At 69.4% G+C, this 16,793-nt stretch carries 12 protein-coding genes; 10 read left to right on the top strand and 2 right to left on the bottom strand.

The genetic code is table 11. The annotated features are described in order from the left end of the window. From HWX87_RS16210 to bamE, 10 genes are all read left to right on the top strand, one after another. Positions 1-4,986 (top strand): non-ribosomal peptide synthetase, encoded by a 4,986-nt coding sequence (locus tag HWX87_RS16210; protein WP_176048059.1) that lies wholly within the window; start codon positions 1-3, stop codon positions 4,984-4,986. Then, positions 4,976-6,019 carry a GNAT family N-acetyltransferase gene (locus HWX87_RS16205; RefSeq protein WP_176048058.1) on the top strand — a complete coding sequence of 348 codons (1,044 nt, stop codon included), beginning with the start codon at positions 4,976-4,978 and terminating at the stop codon, positions 6,017-6,019. The genes HWX87_RS16210 and HWX87_RS16205 overlap by 11 nt, the downstream gene beginning before the upstream one ends. Positions 6,020-6,051: 32 nt before the next feature. Next, positions 6,052-7,416, top strand: coding sequence for a lysine N(6)-hydroxylase/L-ornithine N(5)-oxygenase family protein (locus HWX87_RS16200; protein WP_176048057.1), 1,365 nt, complete (start codon positions 6,052-6,054; stop codon positions 7,414-7,416). Between the two features lie 22 nt (positions 7,417-7,438). Further along, positions 7,439-9,706, top strand: coding sequence for a TonB-dependent siderophore receptor (locus tag HWX87_RS16195; RefSeq protein ID WP_176048056.1), 2,268 nt, complete (start codon positions 7,439-7,441; stop codon positions 9,704-9,706). An 86-nt stretch (positions 9,707-9,792) separates the two neighbouring features. After that, positions 9,793-10,632, top strand: coding sequence for a formyltransferase family protein (locus tag HWX87_RS16190; protein ID WP_176048055.1), 840 nt, complete (start codon positions 9,793-9,795; stop codon positions 10,630-10,632). After that, on the top strand, positions 10,632-11,648 hold the full coding sequence (locus HWX87_RS16185) for a GNAT family N-acetyltransferase (protein WP_176048054.1): 1,017 nt from the start codon (positions 10,632-10,634) through the stop codon (positions 11,646-11,648). Before HWX87_RS16190 ends, HWX87_RS16185 begins: the two co-directional genes overlap by 1 nt. Positions 11,649-11,898: 250 nt before the next feature. Further along, positions 11,899-12,162: a type II toxin-antitoxin system VapB family antitoxin gene (gene vapB, locus HWX87_RS16180; protein WP_176048053.1), complete on the top strand. Its 264-nt coding sequence runs from the start codon at positions 11,899-11,901 to the stop codon at positions 12,160-12,162. Beyond that, positions 12,159-12,575, top strand: a complete 417-nt coding sequence (locus tag HWX87_RS16175; RefSeq protein ID WP_176048052.1) for a PIN domain-containing protein — start codon at positions 12,159-12,161, stop codon at positions 12,573-12,575. The genes vapB and HWX87_RS16175 overlap by 4 nt, the downstream gene beginning before the upstream one ends. Positions 12,576-12,952: 377 nt before the next feature. Further along, the gene (locus tag HWX87_RS16170; RefSeq protein WP_176048051.1) at positions 12,953-14,116 is read left to right on the top strand and encodes a M20 aminoacylase family protein; all 1,164 of its coding nucleotides are present in this window, start codon (positions 12,953-12,955) and stop codon (positions 14,114-14,116) included. Positions 14,117-14,287: 171 nt separating this feature from the next. Further along, positions 14,288-14,827, top strand: a complete 540-nt coding sequence (gene bamE, locus HWX87_RS16165; protein ID WP_048244354.1) for an outer membrane protein assembly factor BamE — start codon at positions 14,288-14,290, stop codon at positions 14,825-14,827. A 27-nt stretch (positions 14,828-14,854) separates the two neighbouring features. On the opposite strand, the gene HWX87_RS16160 is transcribed toward bamE, so the two are convergent. Together HWX87_RS16160 and cobO are read right to left on the bottom strand one after the other, a co-directional pair. Continuing rightward, positions 14,855-16,159 carry a cobyrinate a,c-diamide synthase gene (locus HWX87_RS16160; RefSeq protein ID WP_176048050.1) on the bottom strand — a complete coding sequence of 435 codons (1,305 nt, stop codon included), beginning with the start codon at positions 16,157-16,159 and terminating at the stop codon, positions 14,855-14,857. Between the two features lie 2 nt (positions 16,160-16,161). Then, positions 16,162-16,764 (bottom strand): cob(I)yrinic acid a,c-diamide adenosyltransferase, encoded by a 603-nt coding sequence (gene cobO, locus HWX87_RS16155; protein WP_175844021.1) that lies wholly within the window; start codon positions 16,762-16,764, stop codon positions 16,162-16,164. Positions 16,765-16,793 lie beyond the last annotated feature (29 nt).

Below are 16,793 nucleotides of genomic sequence, written 5' to 3'. Positions count from 1 at the left end.
ATGACGAAGGTTCAACCCGACTGGCTCGCGCTCGCGACGCGTTTCGCGCAACTGCCCGACGCGCAGCGCGCGGTCTTCATCGACAAGCTCGGCGCGGCCGGCATCGACTTCCGCGTGCTGCCGATCCCGCCGCGCACGCCGCGCAGCGAACGCGTGCCGGCGTCGTTCGCGCAGACGCGGCTATGGCTGCACGCGCGGCTGATCGATGCGCCCGACGCGTATCACATCACCGAACGTCTGGCGCTGACGGGCCCGCTCGACGCGCACGCGCTGCGGCTCGCATGCGATGCGCTGATTGCCCGTCATGAAGCCCTGCGCACGACCTTCGACGAAGCGCAGGACGGTGTCGCGCAAACGATCCACGCGCCGTTGCGCTGCCCGTGGCGCGAAACCGATCTCGAAGCGCTGCCGGACGCACAGCGCGTGGCGCGCGCGGAAGCCGTCGCGACGGCCGACGAAGCCGAGCCGTTCGATCTCGGCGCGGCGCCGCTCGTGCGTGCGCACCTGGTGCGCTTCGACGCGACGCATCACTGGCTCGCGCTGACCGTGCATCACATCGTGTCGGACGGCTGGTCGTCGGGCGTGATGCTGGAAGAACTCGCGGCGTTCTATCGTGCGTATGCGTCCGACCGGCCGGTGCCGCTCGCGCCGCTGCCGATCCAGTACGCCGATTACGCGTTGTGGCAGCGCCGCTGGCTCGATGCCGGCGAGCGCGATCGCCAGCTCGCGTTCTGGCGCGAACGGCTCGATCCACAGCGCGGCGTGCTGACGCTGCCGGGCGCGGCCGCAAGGCCGGCGCGCCGCAGCGCGCGCGGTGCGCGTCAGGTGTTTTCGCTCGACGCGCGCGTCGGCGCGCAACTGCGTGCCTTTGCCGCTGCATCGGGCGCGACGCCGTTCGCCGTGCTGCTCGCCGCGCTCGATGCGCTGCTGGCATGCGCGACCGGCGACGCACGGATCTGCGTCGGCGTGCCGGCCGCAAACCGCGAACGCGCGGAAGTCGCCGGCCTGATCGGCTTCTTCGTCAATACGCTGGCGATCGACGTCGACGTGCCCGCGCACGGCGATTTCTCGTCGCTGGTCGCGCGCACGCAGCGCGCGCTCGTCGACGCGCAGATGCACCAGGACGTGCCGTTCGAGCAGGTAGTCGACGCGCTCGGCGTGCCGCGCAGCGCGAGCCACCATCCGCTGTTCCAGGTGATGGCCGCGTATGGCGAACGCCGTGCGCTGCCGGCGCTCGGCGCGGCGGCGGCCGCGTTGCTGCCGTCCGGCACGCCGTCCGCGAAATTCGATTTGACGCTGTCCGTCGAGGCGACGCCCGACGGCACGTTCGACGCGGCATTCATCTATGCGCTCGATTTGTTCGATGCCGACGCGATCGCGCGTCTGGCCGCGCGCTTCGTCACGCTGCTCGGCGATGCGCTTGCACGCCCCGACATGCCGGTCGGCGATCTCGACTGGCTGCCGGCCGGCGAACGCGCGCAGCTCTTTGCGTGGAACGCGCCGGCAGGGGCGGCCGACGCCGAGCCATTCGTCCCCGTGCATGCACGCATCGCGTCGCATGCGCAGGCGCGGCCCGATGCACGTGGCGTCGCCGATATCGACCGCGCGCTGACGCGCGGCGAGGTCGACGCGCGCGCGGCGCGCCTGGCTCGCCATCTGGTCGCGGCCGGCGTACGACCCGAGATGCGCGTCGGTGTCGCGCTGCAACGCTCGGTCGACCTGCTCGTTGCGCTGATCGCGGTGCTGAAGTCGGGCGCCGCGTTCGTGCCGCTCGATCCCGCGCATCCGCGCGAACGGCTGGCGCAGATCGTCGGCGACGCGAACATCGCGCACGTGCTGACCGACGGCGCGAGCGCCGCGTCGCTGCCCGAGCTGCCGGCGCTGCGCGTATGGCGTGCCGATGAAGTCGCTGCACTCGACGAAGCCGCGCACATCGCGCTGCCGGACGTGCTGCCGGGCCACGCGGCCTACGCGATCTACACGTCGGGCTCGACCGGCAAGCCGAAGGGCGTGATCGTCGACCATGCGTCGTTCGCGCTGCATTGCGCGGCGATCGCCGAACGCTACGGCGCGGGCGAGGACGACGTGTTCCTGCTGTTCCAGTCGGTCAACTTCGACGGCGCGCACGAAGGCTGGTTTTCGCAATACATGTCGGGCGCCGCCGTGTCGGTGACGGCCGACGTGCTGTGGCCGCCCGCGCAGACCTGCGCGATGATGGTCCGCGACGGCGTGACGATGACCTACGTGCCGCCCGGCTGCGCCGCGCAGCTCGCCGAATGGGCGCTCGCGCACGGCGCGCCGCCGACGCTGCGCTCGCTGACCGTCGGCGGCGAGGCGACGTCGCGCGAAGCGTTTGCGATGCTGCGCCGCGCGCTGCCGAACGTGCGCGTGGTCAACGGCTACGGCCCGACCGAGACGGTCATCACGCCGACGCTGTGGATGTTCCGGCCCGGCGACGATCTCGCGAAACTCGGCGACGCCGCGTATTTGCCGATCGGCACGCTGGTCGGCGCGCGCACCGCGCACGTGCTCGACGAGCGGCTGCATCCGCTGCCGGTCGGCGTGATCGGCGAACTGTACCTGGGCGGCGAGGGGATCGGCGTCGCGCGCGGCTATCTCGACCGTCCGGCGCTGACGGCCGAACGCTTCGTGCCCGATCCGTACGGTGCGCCGGGCGCGCGGCTGTACCGCACCGGCGACCTCGTGCGCCGCCGCGCGGATGGCGTATTCGACTTCATCGGCCGCGTCGATCACCAGGTGAAGCTGCGCGGGCTGCGCATCGAGCTTGGCGAGATCGAAGCGCAACTGGCCGCGCACGACGCCGTGCGCGAAGCGTGCGCGGTCGTGCACGGGCAGGGCGCGCTCGCGCAGCTCGTCGCGTATGTCGAACTGACCGCCGATGCACAGGCCGCCGCGCAGCCGGTCGAAGCCGCGACGCTCGACGCGCACCTGCGCCGCACGCTGCCCGATTACATGGTGCCCGCGCAGCTGATCGTGCTCGACGCGCTGCCGCGCAACGCGAACAGCAAGGTCGACCGCGCGCGGCTGCCTGCGCCGGTGCGCGTCGAGCGCGCGTACGAGGCGCCGCGCGACGGCGACGAAGCCGCGCTCGCGGCGATCTGGTGCGACGTGCTGAATCTCGAGCGCGTCGGCCGTGGCGACCACTTCTTCGATCTCGGCGGCCATTCGCTTGCCGCCGTACGCGTCGCGACGCGCGTGGCCGAACGGCTCGGCCGCGACGTGCCGGTGCGCGCGCTGTTCGAGGCGCCCGTGCTGGCGCAGTACGCGTTGCAGGTGGTCGATGCGCCGCGCGCCGTGCATGCCGGCGCCACGGCGCCGGGCGTCGCGGTGGCCAGGCCCGATGCACATGGCGTGTGGCCGCTGTCGCCCGCGCAGCTCGGGCTGTGGTTCCTGTGGCGCGCGCAGCCGGACAGCGCCGCGTACAACATTCCGGTCGCGCTGCGCGTGCGCGGCCCGCTCGACGTCGATGCACTGCGCACGGCGTTCTCGGATGTCGCGGCCGTGCATCCGGCGCTGCGCGCGCGACTCGTTGCACGCGACGGCGCGCTGCCGGGCCAGCGGATCGATGCGGATGTTTCGGTCGAACTGCCGGTGATCGACCTGTCGGCGCAAGCCGATGCGCTTGCTCGAGCCGCCGTGCTGACCGACGAGGACGCACTGACGTCGTTCGACCTCGCGGCCGATACGCCGCTGTGGCGCGCCCGCGTGCTGCGGCTCGCGGCGGACGACCACGTGCTGTCGGTGACGGTCCATCACATCGTGTCGGATGGCGAATCGATCGATCGGTGGTTCGACGCGATACGCGCACGCTACGTCGCCCACGTGCAAGGCGATGCGTTGCCGGCGCTGGAAGCCGCCCAACCGGCCTTGCCGCTCGTGCTGCCGGTGTCGAGCAATCCTGCCCGCGTCGCGTATTGGCAGGATGCGCTGGCCGATCTGCCGTCGCGCGTGCTGCCGCAGCGTGCGGGCGCGCCGGCCAACCCGCAATGGCGGGCCGCCCGCATCGCGTTCGAATTCGACACCCACCTGATTCGCGCCGCACGCGACGCCGCGTCGGCCGCGCACGCCACGTTGCCGATGCTGCTGCACGCGGCGCTCAATACCGCGCTGTTCCGCGCGACGGGCGCGGCCGACCAGCCGGTCGGCGTGCTTGCGTCGACGCGTGAGCTGACCGGCGACGCGGCCCGCGAAGCGCTCGGTCTCTTCATCAACTCGGTCGTCGTGCGTACGCGGATCGACCCGGCTGCCCGCCGCGCGGACGTGCTCGCGCAGGTGCGCGACACGGCGCTCGCCGCGTACGCGCATGCCGACGTGCCGTTCGCCGACGTCGTCGCCGCGCTGCGCGCACCGCGTACCGCGCAGGCCAATCCGCTGTTCCAGGTGATGTTCAACTACCTGCGTCCGACCGGCGCGGCCGCGCGCGACTGGGCCGGCCTGTCGCTTGCGGAATTCGACGACGTGCGCCATCGCGTCGTGTTCACGCTGGAGCTGGACGTCGTCGAGCATCCGGACGGCCGCGTGAGCGCTGCGTTTTCGTATGCGGACGAACTGCTCGACCGCGGTTTCGTCGATGCGCTCGTCGATGTCTATCACGATGAAGTGGCCCGCTTCGCCGGCGCGTCGGAAGCGGCGCTCGGCATGCCCGACGCATGCGCCGCCGCGCACGCCGCGTCCAGCGCACACGCGAGCACGGAAGCACGGGGCCACGCACCGTCGTCGCACGCGGCGGTCGTGCTCGCCGGCTTGTGGTCCGACACGTTCGCGACGGCCGCGCCCGAGCCCGATGCGGACCTGTTCGAAGCCGGCGCGACGTCGTTCGACGTCGTGCGCTTCGTCGACGCAGCCGGTCGTGCCGGTCACGCGCTGACGGTCGCCGACGTATTCGCGTCGCCGACGCTCGCGGCCCTCGGCGCACGACTCGATGCACGAGCGGAAACAGGACAGGAGGCGCGCCATGCTGGCTGAAGTGCGTCCGGACGGATTCACGATGCTCGATACGTACCGCCTCGCGTTCGCGGACGGCCTGTTCGCGGTGCGCGACGGCACGGAGATCCGTGTCGCGCAGGGCGACGGCATCGGCGCGCAGCTGCTGCGCGCGCAACTCGGCGACGACGGCGCGCTGCGCCTCGTCGCTTACAACCATCGCGCGGCGCCGGCCGACCAGCGCCGTGCGCTGCTGGCTGCGCTGGCCGCGGCGTTTTCGGACAGCGCACGCCACGCGGCGATCCGGCTCGATCCGGCCGCGTGGCCGGCGGTCGCGCTCGATGCGCTGCGCGCGAGCGGCGTGCTCGCCGACGGCGGCCGCTGCCTGCGTGACGGCTGGGCGCAACAGGCCGACCTGTGGCTCGTCGGCACGCATCTGCCGTGCGCGACGCTGCCGATGCTCACCGACGGCCGGCGTCACCCGCGCCGGCCGCCCGCACCGCGCGGCGAGGTCTACGCACGCGACCTGCCGGCGCTCGGCGTGCGCTTCACGTTGCGCGGATGGCAGCCGGCGGAGGACACCGCGCGACTCGCGCGCTGGTTCGACGAGCCGCGCGTGCGCGACGGCTGGCCGGGCGCGCAGCCCGCGCAACGCGGCACGGCAGGCGCGCCAGGTATCGCCCCCGACGCCGATCCGCACGTGACGCCGCTCGTCGGCTGTTTCGACGGCGAACCGTTCGCGTATTTCGAAGCGTACTGGCTGAAGGAGGACGCGCTCGCGCCGCACGTTGCGGCGCGCGACTACGACCGCGGGCTGCGGATGCTGGTCGGCGAGTCGCGCTGGCGCGGCTCGCATCGCGTGGCCGGATGGCTGCCGTCCGTCGTGCATTACCTGTTTCTCGACGACCCGCGTACCGAAGCGGTCGGCTGTGCCGTTCCGGCCGGCCACGCGCGGGTTGCCGACCATCTCGCGCGGCATGGCTTCGCGCGGCAGCGCCGTCTGGCGCTGGCCGACGCGCAGCCGCTGTGGATGCGCACGCTGCGCGAGACGTTCTTCTCCGGCCGTCACGTCTGACGGGCCGGATTCACCGACAAGGAAGCTGAGACATGCAGAGAGAAACCGTATTCGACCTGATCGGCGTCGGCTTCGGGCCGTCGAATCTGGCGCTGGCCGTGCGCCTCGCGGAGCGCGCCGGCGCGCGCACGTTCGCCCATTGCTTCGTCGAACGCCAGCCGGAATTCGGCTGGCATCGCGGGATGCTGCTCGACGACTGCCGGATGCAGATCTCGTTTCTGAAGGATCTCGTCACGATGCGCGATCCGAAGAGCCGCTACACGTTCATCAACTACCTGTTCGAACGTGGCCGCCTGAACGAATTCGTCAACCTGAAGAACTTCTATCCGACCCGCGTCGAGTTCCACGACTACCTGAGCTGGGTCGCCGACGCGTTCGACGACCGCGTTCACTACAGCGAGACCGTGCTGGCGATCGAGCCGGTACGCGGCGACGGCGCGAAGATCGACGCGCTGCGCGTGCTGTCGCGCGACGCGGCCGGCCACGAGCGCCAGCGCGTCACGCGCGCACTGTCGGTCGGCGTCGGCGGCACGCCTGCGATTCCGGACGCGTTCGCCGCGCTCGGCCGCGACCGCGTGATCCATTCGTCGTCGTATCTGACCGATATCGACCGGCTCGTCGCATCGCCCGACGGCGAGCGCCGCCGCGTTGCGGTGATCGGCGCGGGGCAGAGCGCGGCCGAGGTGTTCATCGACCTCGCGCGCCGCTTCCCGCACGTCGACGCGAGCCTCGTGATGCGTGCCGGCGCGCTGAAGCCGGCCGACGACAGCCCGTTCGTCAACGAGATCTTCAGCCCCGAGTTCACCGACGTCGTCTATGCCCAGCCGCACGACGCGCGCCGCGCGCTGCTCGACCGCTATCGCGACACGAACTATGCGGTGGTCGACCGGCCGCTGATCGAGCAGATCTACGAAATGCTGTACCTGCAGCGCATCGACGGCACGCCGCGCCACGCACTGCTCGCGAACAGCGCGATCGAGGCCGCGGTGCGTACCGCCGACGGCCGCATCGAGCTGACGCTGCGCGACCGGATGAGCGGCGCCACGCGCGTCGAGCGCTTCGACGCGCTCGTGCTCGCGACGGGCTACCGCCGCGACACGCATTCGGCCCTGCTCGAAGGGCTCGCGCCGCACCTGGGCGATGCGCTCACGCGCGGCGACGTCACGCGCGACTACCTGCTCGCGACGCCCGAAACCTTCGCGCCGCGCATCTACCTGCAAGGCTGCTGCGAAGACAGCCACGGATTGTCCGACACGCTGCTGTCGGTACTGGCGCGCCGCGCGGACGAGATCTGCGCGTCGCTCGAAGACGGGATCGCGCCCGCCCATGACGAAGGCGCGGCCAAGGCAAGACAAGAAAACGGGGTGAGCGCGGGCCGGATGGCTTTCGCTCTTTGACAAAGGCGCGGTCGGAGACCGCATGAAAAAAGTGGAGCAGAGAAAGATGGAGTGGGCAACAGGCACGCGTTTGCGTGCGATCGCAGCCGCGGCAAGCGTGGCGTTCGGTACGGCGGCGGCAGGGCACGCATTCGCCCAGACGGCGCCGGCCGTGAACGCAGGCGCCGCGGCGTCGGCCAGCAGTGCACAGAACGGCGCGGCGGCCAGTACGTCGACCGGCGCGCAGAACGGCACGCTGCCGGCGATCACCGTCAACGCGGCCTCGGCCGGCGACGGCACGGTCGGGCTCGTCGCGAAGCGCAGCAGGAGCGGCACCAAGACCGACACGCCGCTCAACGAGATCCCGCAGACGATCAACGTCGTCACCGCGCAGCAGATCGAGATGACCGGCGCCACCGACGTGAACGCGGCGCTGCGCTACGTGCCGGGTTTCTCGTCGTACGGTTCGGACAACCGCTCGGACTGGTACGCGGCGCTGCGCGGCTTCACGCCGACCGCCTACGTGAACGGGCTGCAGGTGCCGAACACGATCAACCTCGCGAGCTGGCGCGTCGATCCGTACATGATCGACAGCATCAGCGTGCTGCGCGGGCCGACCTCGGTGCTGTACGGCGCGGGCGACCCGGGCGCGATCATCGACGTGCAGACCAAGCTCGCCGACGGCGAGCGCGTGCGCGAAGCCGGGGTGCAGATCGGCAACTACGCGCGCAAGCAGTTCATGATCGACGTGGGCGACAAGCTCGACCCGGACGGCAAGTACGCGTACCGGTTCGTGGGTGTCGCGCGCGACGGCAACGCACTGACGGGCCCGAACAACGACCAGCGCGTCGCGCTCGCGCCGTCGTTCCGCTGGCGCCCGGACGCGGATACCTCGCTGACGCTGGCCGCGACGTACCTGCAGGACTGGGGCGACATCTCGTCGAACTTCCTGCCGGCGGTCGGCACCGTGCTGCCGAACCCGAACGGGCAGATCAACAAGGACGTCTACGAAGGCGACGGAAGCTTCAACTACTACCGCAAGAAGCAGTGGTCGGTCGGCTACCAGTTCGAGCGGAACCTGACGCCGGCATGGACGTTCCGCCAGAACACCCGCCTGATGCATCTGTCGCTCGACAACGGTTCGGTGTTCGGCAACGGCTTCGTCGACGGCAGCACGACCGACGTGTCGCGCTGGGCCGGCGTGTTCCAGATGAACTACAGCCGCTTCGACATCGACAACAACCTGGAAGGCCGTTTTGCAACGGGCCCGCTCCAGCACACGCTGCTGCTCGGCTTCCAGTACAACCGCCAGACCGCGACCGACAGCGAATGGCTCGCCGCCGCGCCGCCGCTGAACATCTACAACCCGGTCTACACGCCGGTCACGCTGTCGGTGTTCTCGAATCCGGACACCACGTACCGGACGAACACCTACACGACGATGAACACGTTCGGCCTGTACGCGCAGGACCAGATCAAGTGGAACCGCTGGACGCTGACGCTCGGCGGCCGCGAGGACTGGGTCAACATGCGGATGGACGACCGTGCGGCCGGCACGTCGACGAAGGCCGACGTCACGGCGTTCACCGGCCGCGTCGGCCTCACGTACCAGGGCGATTACGGGCTGTCGCCGTACATCAGCTACGCGACGTCGTTCAACCCGCTGATCGGCGTGAATCTGGTCGGCGGCGGGCTGCCGCAGCCGACGCGCGGCAAGCAGATCGAGGCCGGCCTGCGCTGGCAGCCGCCCGGCAAGAACCTGATGCTGAATGCGGCGATCTACCAGATCAACCAGACCAACGTGCTCACGTCGGCGCTGCCGAGCCAGGACGATACCGGCACGAAGTCGGTCCAGACCGGCGAAGTGCGTTCGCGCGGGATCGAACTGAGCGCGACCGGCAAGGTCACGTCGAATCTGTCGGTGATCGCGTCGTACGTCTACCAGGACGTGAAGAACGTGAAGGCCAACGACGTGTCGCTCAACAACTGGCCGGTCGACATTCCGCGTCCGCGCCAGATGGCGTCGCTGTGGACCGACTGGACGTGGCACACGGGGCCGCTCGCGGGCTTCGGCCTCGGCGGCGGCATTCGCTACCAGAGCGCGTCGGCCGGGGCGGCCGACAACTCGCTGACGGTCTCGAGCGTCACGCTGTTCGACGCGGGCCTGCATTACGACACGCGTAACTGGCGCTTCGCCGTGAACGGGACGAACCTGTTCAACCGCCACTACATCAGCGGTTGCCAGTCGTACAACGTCTGCGTTTTCGGTACCGACCGCACCGTGATCGCGACCGCGAAATACAACTGGTGACGTCGCGCGCCGCGGCCTGCCGGCCGGCCTTCGTGGCCGGTGCGGGCCGGCCGCGGCGCCTTCGTCCCTTATTCCACGACGCATCCATGCCGAAGAAAAATCTCGTCTACATCCAGTCGCTGCGCAACGGCGCGGCCGATCGCGCCGGCCAGCCGGTTGCTTACCAGGGCGGCACGCGCTACATGAAGGCGCCGCTCGAATTCCTCGTCGAGCGCCTGAACGACTCGCCGCTCGGCGAGCGCTACACGCTGCAAGGCGTGATCGTCGACGACGACGACGGTTCGCCGGCCGACCGCGCGAAGGTCGCCGACTACGGCTTCGCGCGCACGCCGGGCCGGCCGTGGATCCTGCCGGAAGGCCTGACGGTGCAGGGCCGGCCGGTCGACGAACTGTTCTGCTCGATTCCGTCGACGTACCGGCGGCTGCCGCGCGACGCGCGCGAGCGCGTTGCGGCCAAGCAGGCGTTCGAGCGCCGTCTGCTCGAGCGCCTGCTCGAACTCGACGCCGACATCGTCGTGCTCGACGGGCTCCTCGTGATCCTCGACGAGCTCGTGCGGCCCGGCGCGCGCTTTCACCGGCGCATCGCGAACATCCACCCGGGCATCACGGCCGACGATTCGCCGTACCAGCGGCGCGGCGCGTGGGCGACGCTCGACGCGCTGCACGGCGCGCGCGGCGAACGGGTCGACTGGGCGAGCGGCACGACGTCGTCCGTCGCGCCCGTGACGATGACGGGCGCATCGTTTCACTACGTCGACAACGGCATCGATTCCGGCGAGGTGATCAGCGACGTGCTCGACACGCCGATCGCGCCGGACGACACGATTCTCGAACTGCGCTGGAACAATTTCCAGCGCAGCCTGTTTCCGGCGCTCGAGCAGGGGCTGCATGTCCTCGCCGACCGCCACGACGCGGGAGCACTGTGATGGAAGACACGCTGACGAAACCGGCCGGCGCCGCCGACGCCGTCGAAGGAGAGGTGGCTGCGGCGCTCGACGGCGCCGCGCAGGGGCAGGCCGTGGCGGTCGTCGAGCACACGCTCGACGCATGGCGGCACGACGATGCACCGGACATGCTGCTCGCGGCGTTCGTCGCGTTGTTCAACACCGACACGCGGCATGACATCGCGACGATCTCGGTGCCGCTCGCCGGCGCGGACGCGGCAGCCGTCGAGTCGTACATCGCGCGCGCGGTGCGCGAGGGCGTGATCGACGGCGCGCAGGTCGCGGGCGACACGCTGCGGCTCACCGTGTCGCGCGCCACCTTCTGGCAGAACCCGCGACCGTGGCTGAAGGCGCCCGCGTCGGGCGGGATGCCGCTGCGCTACGCGATCACGAACGGCCACCGGCATCCGGTGCGGCCGCCGTCGCCGGCCGGCGAGATCTATGCGCGCTACATGCCGCAGGTGGGCATGACGTTCAGCCTGCGCACCGTCGACCTCGACGCGCACGCGGACCTGTTCAGCGGCTGGATGAACCTCGATCGCGTCGCGCATTTCTGGGACCAGCGCGGCACGCGCGACGAGCATGCGGCGTACCTTGCCGAGCGGCTCGCCGATCCGCACATGCACCCGATGATCGGCTATTTCGACGACACGCCGTTCGGCTATTTCGAGTTCTACTGGGCAAAAGAGGACCGCCTCGCGCCGTTCTACGACGCGCACGACTACGATCGCGGGCTGCACCTGCTGATCGGCGACTCGCGTTTCCAGAGCGCGGGCAAGCTGCATGCGTGGTGGAGCGGGGTGCTGCACTACATGTTCGTCGACGAACCGCGCACGCAGCGGCTCGTCGGCGAGCCGCGCGTCGATCACGTGCGGCACATCGCGTACATGCACCGGCTCGGGTTCCATACGCTCAAGGAGTTCGATTTCCCGCACAAGCGCGCGGCGCTCACCGTGATCGAGCGCGATACGTTCTTTGACACTTTCCGGTTGCCGTGACGGGGCCGGTGCGCAGCGTCGGTGCGACGTTGCGCGCGGCCTTGCGATGCACCTGCATTGGCCGTCCGGGATATGGACTGCGCGGCCTGCGTCGTGAAGAATCGATCGCTCTCTTCATCGACGACAGGCTGGCAACATGACCCGAACATCCGCGACAGCGTGGGGCGCGACACCCGATTCGCACCCCGTCAAATTGACATATGCCGGCATATGTCTAGAATGGGCGCATCGTACTCCCATGGAGTGGCTCATGCGCACCGTTTCCATTTTCAAAAACGCCCGTAACCAGGCAATCCGCATCCCGAAGGACATGGAGTTCGAGGGGGTGACGGAACTCGAGATCCGCCGCGAGGGCGACACGTTGCTGCTGCGGCCGGTGCGGCCCACGTGGCTCTCGCTCGCGAGCGAACCGCTGGCCGACGCCGACTTCCTCGCCGAACGCCCGGCCGTCATCGAGTCCGGCCGCTTCGACCTTTCCGGCGGGGATGCCGCGCCGACGGAGTCCGGCCAGTGACCACGCTCTACATGCTCGATACGAACATCTGTTCGTTCATCATGCGCGAGCGGCCGCCGGCGGTGCTGGCGCGGCTGCAGTCGTGCGTCAATGCGCAGCACCGGATCGTCGTGTCGGCCATTACCTATGCCGAAATGCGGTTCGGCGCCGTCGGCAGGAAGGCGTCGCCGAAGCATGCGGAACTCGTGGCGGCCTTTGTTTCGCGGCTCGATGGCGTGCTGTCGTGGGATACGGCGGCGGTCGATGCCACGGCCGCGATTCGCGCCGATCTCGCCGTGCGCGGCACGCCGATCGGCGCGAACGATGCGTCGATCGCCGGGCATGCGATCGCGGCCGGTGCGGTGCTCGTCACGAACAACGGCCGGGAATTCGGCCGGGTGGCCGGGCTGTCGCTCGAAGACTGGGCGGCCTGAGCGCGGCAGCGCGAAAGCGGGACGACGCTGCGCGTTTGCGCCGAAGCAATCCGTTTCGCGTCTCGTGCGAGCAGTGCAACCGCCGCCGGGTCGAGCGGCCGGCGCGCGTCGGCTTCGAGCGGGCGGGCGAGGTATCGGTCATGGTGCGTGAACGTTGATCGTCGAATCCCGGTGTTCGTCAAATCGATGTGGAGCCCACAGTTTCGCGTTCCCGGACTGCAAGCGGCAGCCATCCGGATGGCCGGTTTGTTCATATCGTACGCGGCGCGAGATGCGGCAACCATCAGTTGCTACCGTGACGACTTTCCGTCTGCCCGGTTGCCTGCTAACCGACTATCCTTGCCTGCACATTCCCCGCAGAAACAGGAGACGACACCGTGACGCACAGCGTGATTCCCGCAGGCCTCGCCGACGAAATGATCGAGATCCGGCACCGCATCCATGCACATCCCGAACTCGGCTTCGAGGAATTCGCGACGAGCGACCTCGTCGCCGAGCAGTTGCAGTCGTGGGGCTACACGGTGCATCGCGGGCTCGGCGGCACGGGCGTCGTCGCGCAGTTGAAAGTCGGCACCGGCACGCAGCGCCTCGGCCTGCGCGCCGACATGGACGCGCTGCCGATCCACGAGGCCACGGGCCTGCCGTACGAGAGCAAGATCGCCGGCAAGATGCACGCGTGCGGTCACGACGGCCACACGGCGATGCTGCTCGCGGCCGCGAAGCATCTCGCACGCGAGCGCCGCTTCTCGGGCACGCTCAACCTGATTTTCCAGCCGGCGGAAGAAGGGCTCGGCGGCGCGAAGAAGATGCTCGACGAAGGGCTGTTCGACCTGTTCCCGTGCGATGCGATCTTCGCGATGCACAACATGCCGGGTTTCCCGACCGGCAAATTCGGCTTCCTGCCGGGGTCGTTCATGGCGTCGTCGGATACGGTCGTCATCGACGTGCAGGGCCGCGGCGGCCACGGCGCGGTGCCGCACAAGGCGGTCGATTCGGTGGTCGTGTGCGCGCAGATCGTCATTGCGCTGCAGACAATCGTGTCGCGCAACGTGTCGCCGCTCGACATGGCGATCGTCACGGTCGGCGCGATCCACGCGGGCGAGGCGCCGAACGTGATTCCCGATCGCGCGCAGATGCGCCTGTCGGTGCGCGCGCTGAAACCCGACGTGCGCGACCTGCTGGAGACGCGCATCAAGGAAGTCGTGCATGCGCAGGCCGCCGTGTTCGGCGCGACCGCGACGATCGACTACCAGCGCCGCTACCCGGTACTCGTCAACGATGCGGAAATGACCGCGTTCGCGCGCGGCATCGCGCGCGAGTGGGTGGGCGAAGCGAACCTGATCGACGGGATGGTGCCGCTCACCGGCAGCGAGGATTTCGCGTTCCTGCTCGAGAAGCGACCGGGCTGCTACCTGATCATCGGCAACGGTGACGGCGAGGGCGGCTGCATGGTGCACAACCCGGGCTACGACTTCAACGATGCAGCGCTGCCCACCGGCGCGTCGTACTGGGTCAAGCTGGCCGAGGCGTTCCTGGTCTGAAGCGAAGGCGCGGCGGCGTGGCCGCCGCCGTTCGACATCTGCGTGTGCGTCCGTGAAACCGGACGCGACAGGACGCGCGTGAATTTGACGCTCCTTGACATCGGTGCAACAGGTCGCATGCTACGCTGCGCGCGACGCCGGATCGGCTCGATGAATACAGGTGTGGATGAAATGCGAAAACAGCTTTTGACCGTGCTGACGGCGTGTGCGGTCGGCGTTCTGGCGGCCGGGTGCGACGACCAGAAGGTGGCCGACGCGGTGAATGCGATCAAGCCCGATCCGATGGCGTTTGGCAATTTGCAGCCAGGCGTCTCGACGACCGAAGACGTGCTTCGTCAGGCGGGCAAGCCCGAGATGGTCAGGCAAGGCGATGACGGCTCGCAGCGGTTCGAGTATCCGCGCGGCCCGTACGGCACGAGCACCTACATGCTCGATTTCGGGCCCGACGGCCGGCTCGTGTCGATCACGCAGGCGCTGACTGCCGCGAACATCGCGAAGGTCGTGCCCGGGATGTCGAAGGACGACGTGCGGCAACTGCTCGGCAAGCCGACCGAGATCGCGCAATACGCGCTGAGCCATGAAGAGGTATGGAGCTGGCATTGGGCCGAAGGCGGCGTATCGGGCGACGCGATGTTCAACGCGCATTTCTCGCCCGACGGCACCGTGATCCGCACTTCGCGCTCGGAAGCGCCGGGGCGCGAAAAGCCCTGACATCGGGGCGCCTCGCCGGTTTTCCGGTCAGAACGCCGTGCCGCCGAACAGCGCCACAACCCCCTCCGGATTCGACGGCCAGTACATATGCATGTATGTCGCGACGATCGCGCCGTGGCGATAGACGGCTTCGCCGCTGCCCGACGTGCCGTCGGGGCGCACGGCGTTCGCGACCGGTTCCAGCGGTGTCGCGAGCGTCGAATAATGAAACGTATGGCCGCGCATCGGCCCGGTACGCGTATCGAGCTGCTGCATGCCGAGCGCCGCGAACCGGCGTTGCATCGTCGCGTGACCCGGTAGCAGGCCGAGCATCGGCGTCGTTACGCCGTCCACATCGGTCAGCGATTCACACAGATACACCATCCCCCCGCATTCCGCGACGATCGGCCGGCCGGCCGTCGCGTGCGCGCGTATCGTCTTCGCGGATTCGGCATTCGCTGCAAGCGTCGCCGCATGCAGTTCGGGATAGCCGCCCGGCAAAAATAACGCGTCGCAATCGTCCGGCACGGATTCGTCGGCGAGTGGCGAGAAGAACCTCAACTGCGCACCGAGTGCGTCGAGCAGCGCCAGATTCGCCGGATAAATGAACGAGAACGCCGCATCGCGCGCCACCGCGATCCGCTTGCCGGCAAGCGCACGCGGCAACGGCGCCGCGGCATCCGGTTCCGCGAACGCGACGGCCGGCGGCAATTCGGCGAGCGCCGTCTGCGCGAGCACGTCGGCCGCGCGATCGAGCCGTGCGTCGAGATCGTCGATGTCCGCCGGCTGGTGCAGGCCGAGATGCCGCTCCGGCAGCGCGATGCCCGCATCGGCCGGTACGTGCCCGAGCCAGCGGAGGTCGCCGGGCAGCGCCTGTTGCAATAATTCCGCATGCCGCGCCGAGCCGACACGATTCGCCAGCACGCCGTGAAACGGCAGCCCCGGCCGGAACCGCGCGAGCCCGAATGCGATCGCCGCGAACGTCTGCGCCATCGCCTTCGCCGAGATCACCGCAACGACCGGTACGCCGAACGCGGCCGCGAGATCGGCGCTGCTCGGCGCGCCGTCGAACAGCCCCATCACGCCTTCGATCAGGATCAGGTCCGCGTCGCGCGCGGCATCGGCGAGCAACGCGCGGCAGCCGGCTTCACCGACCATCCCGAGGTCGAGCGCATGCACGGGCGCGCCGCTCGCGCGTTCGAGCAGCATCGGATCGAGAAAATCGGGCCCGGTCTTGAACACGCGCACACGGCGGCCGAGCCGGCGGTGCAGCCGCGCGAGGCCGGCCGTCACCGACGTCTTGCCCTGGCCCGACGCGGGCGCACTGACGAACAGCGCGGGGCAGGCCGGCACGCTCAGAACTCCACGCCGCGTTGCGCCTTCACGCCTTGCTCCTTGTACGGATGCTTGACGAGCCGCATTTCGGTGACGAGGTCGGCCGCATCGATCAGCGCATCGGGCGCGTGTCGCCCGGTCACGACGACGTGCACCGAATCCGGACGGGCGACGAGCGTCGCGAGCACTTCGTCGAGCGGCAGGTATTCGTACTTCAGCACGGTGTTCAGCTCGTCGAGGATCACCATCCGGTAGTCGCCGCTTTCGATCATCCGGCGCGCCTCGTCCCAGCCCTTGCGCGCGGTCGCGATGTCGGCGTCGCGGTTCTGCGTGTTCCACGTATAGCCGTCGCCCATCGTCACGAAATCGCATTCCGCGACCGCGCCGAGGAAGTCGCGCTCGGACGTGTGCAGCGCGCCCTTGATGAACTGCACGACGCCGAGCCGCATGCCGTGGCCGAGCACGCGCACGGCCATGCCGAACGCAGCCGTGCTCTTGCCCTTGCCGTTGCCGGTATTGACGATCAGCAGGCCCTTTTCATGGGTGGCGGCAGCCTGCTTCTTCTCGTGGCCGGCGCGGCGGCGTTCAGTCATCCGTTGATGGGATTCGGCGTCGGTTTTCATCGGATTGATCCTGTCGAAAGAAAGCGAAA

This window comes from Burkholderia sp. BCC1644 (assembly GCF_902833225.1).
In the GTDB taxonomy this organism is placed as follows: Bacteria; Pseudomonadota; Gammaproteobacteria; order Burkholderiales; family Burkholderiaceae; genus Burkholderia.
The sequence above is the reverse complement of the archived record's forward strand: the minus strand, read 5'-3'. Positions and strand labels throughout refer to the sequence as shown.

Bases quoted from the DNA above. Each gene is read 5' to 3' on its own strand.
- HWX87_RS16210 (WP_176048059.1), top strand. From the start codon at position 1: ATGACGAAGGTTCAACCCGACTGGCTCGCGCTCGCGACGCGTTTCGCG.
- HWX87_RS16205 (WP_176048058.1), top strand. From the start codon at position 4,976: ATGCTGGCTGAAGTGCGTCCGGACGGATTCACGATGCTCGATACGTAC.
- HWX87_RS16200 (WP_176048057.1), top strand. From the start codon at position 6,052: ATGCAGAGAGAAACCGTATTCGACCTGATCGGCGTCGGCTTCGGGCCG.
- HWX87_RS16195 (WP_176048056.1), top strand. From the start codon at position 7,439: ATGAAAAAAGTGGAGCAGAGAAAGATGGAGTGGGCAACAGGCACGCGT.
- HWX87_RS16190 (WP_176048055.1), top strand. From the start codon at position 9,793: ATGCCGAAGAAAAATCTCGTCTACATCCAGTCGCTGCGCAACGGCGCG.
- HWX87_RS16185 (WP_176048054.1), top strand. From the start codon at position 10,632: ATGGAAGACACGCTGACGAAACCGGCCGGCGCCGCCGACGCCGTCGAA.
- vapB (WP_176048053.1), top strand. From the start codon at position 11,899: ATGCGCACCGTTTCCATTTTCAAAAACGCCCGTAACCAGGCAATCCGC.
- bamE (WP_048244354.1), top strand. From the start codon at position 14,288: ATGCGAAAACAGCTTTTGACCGTGCTGACGGCGTGTGCGGTCGGCGTT.
- cobO (WP_175844021.1), bottom strand. From the start codon at position 16,764: ATGAAAACCGACGCCGAATCCCATCAACGGATGACTGAACGCCGCCGC.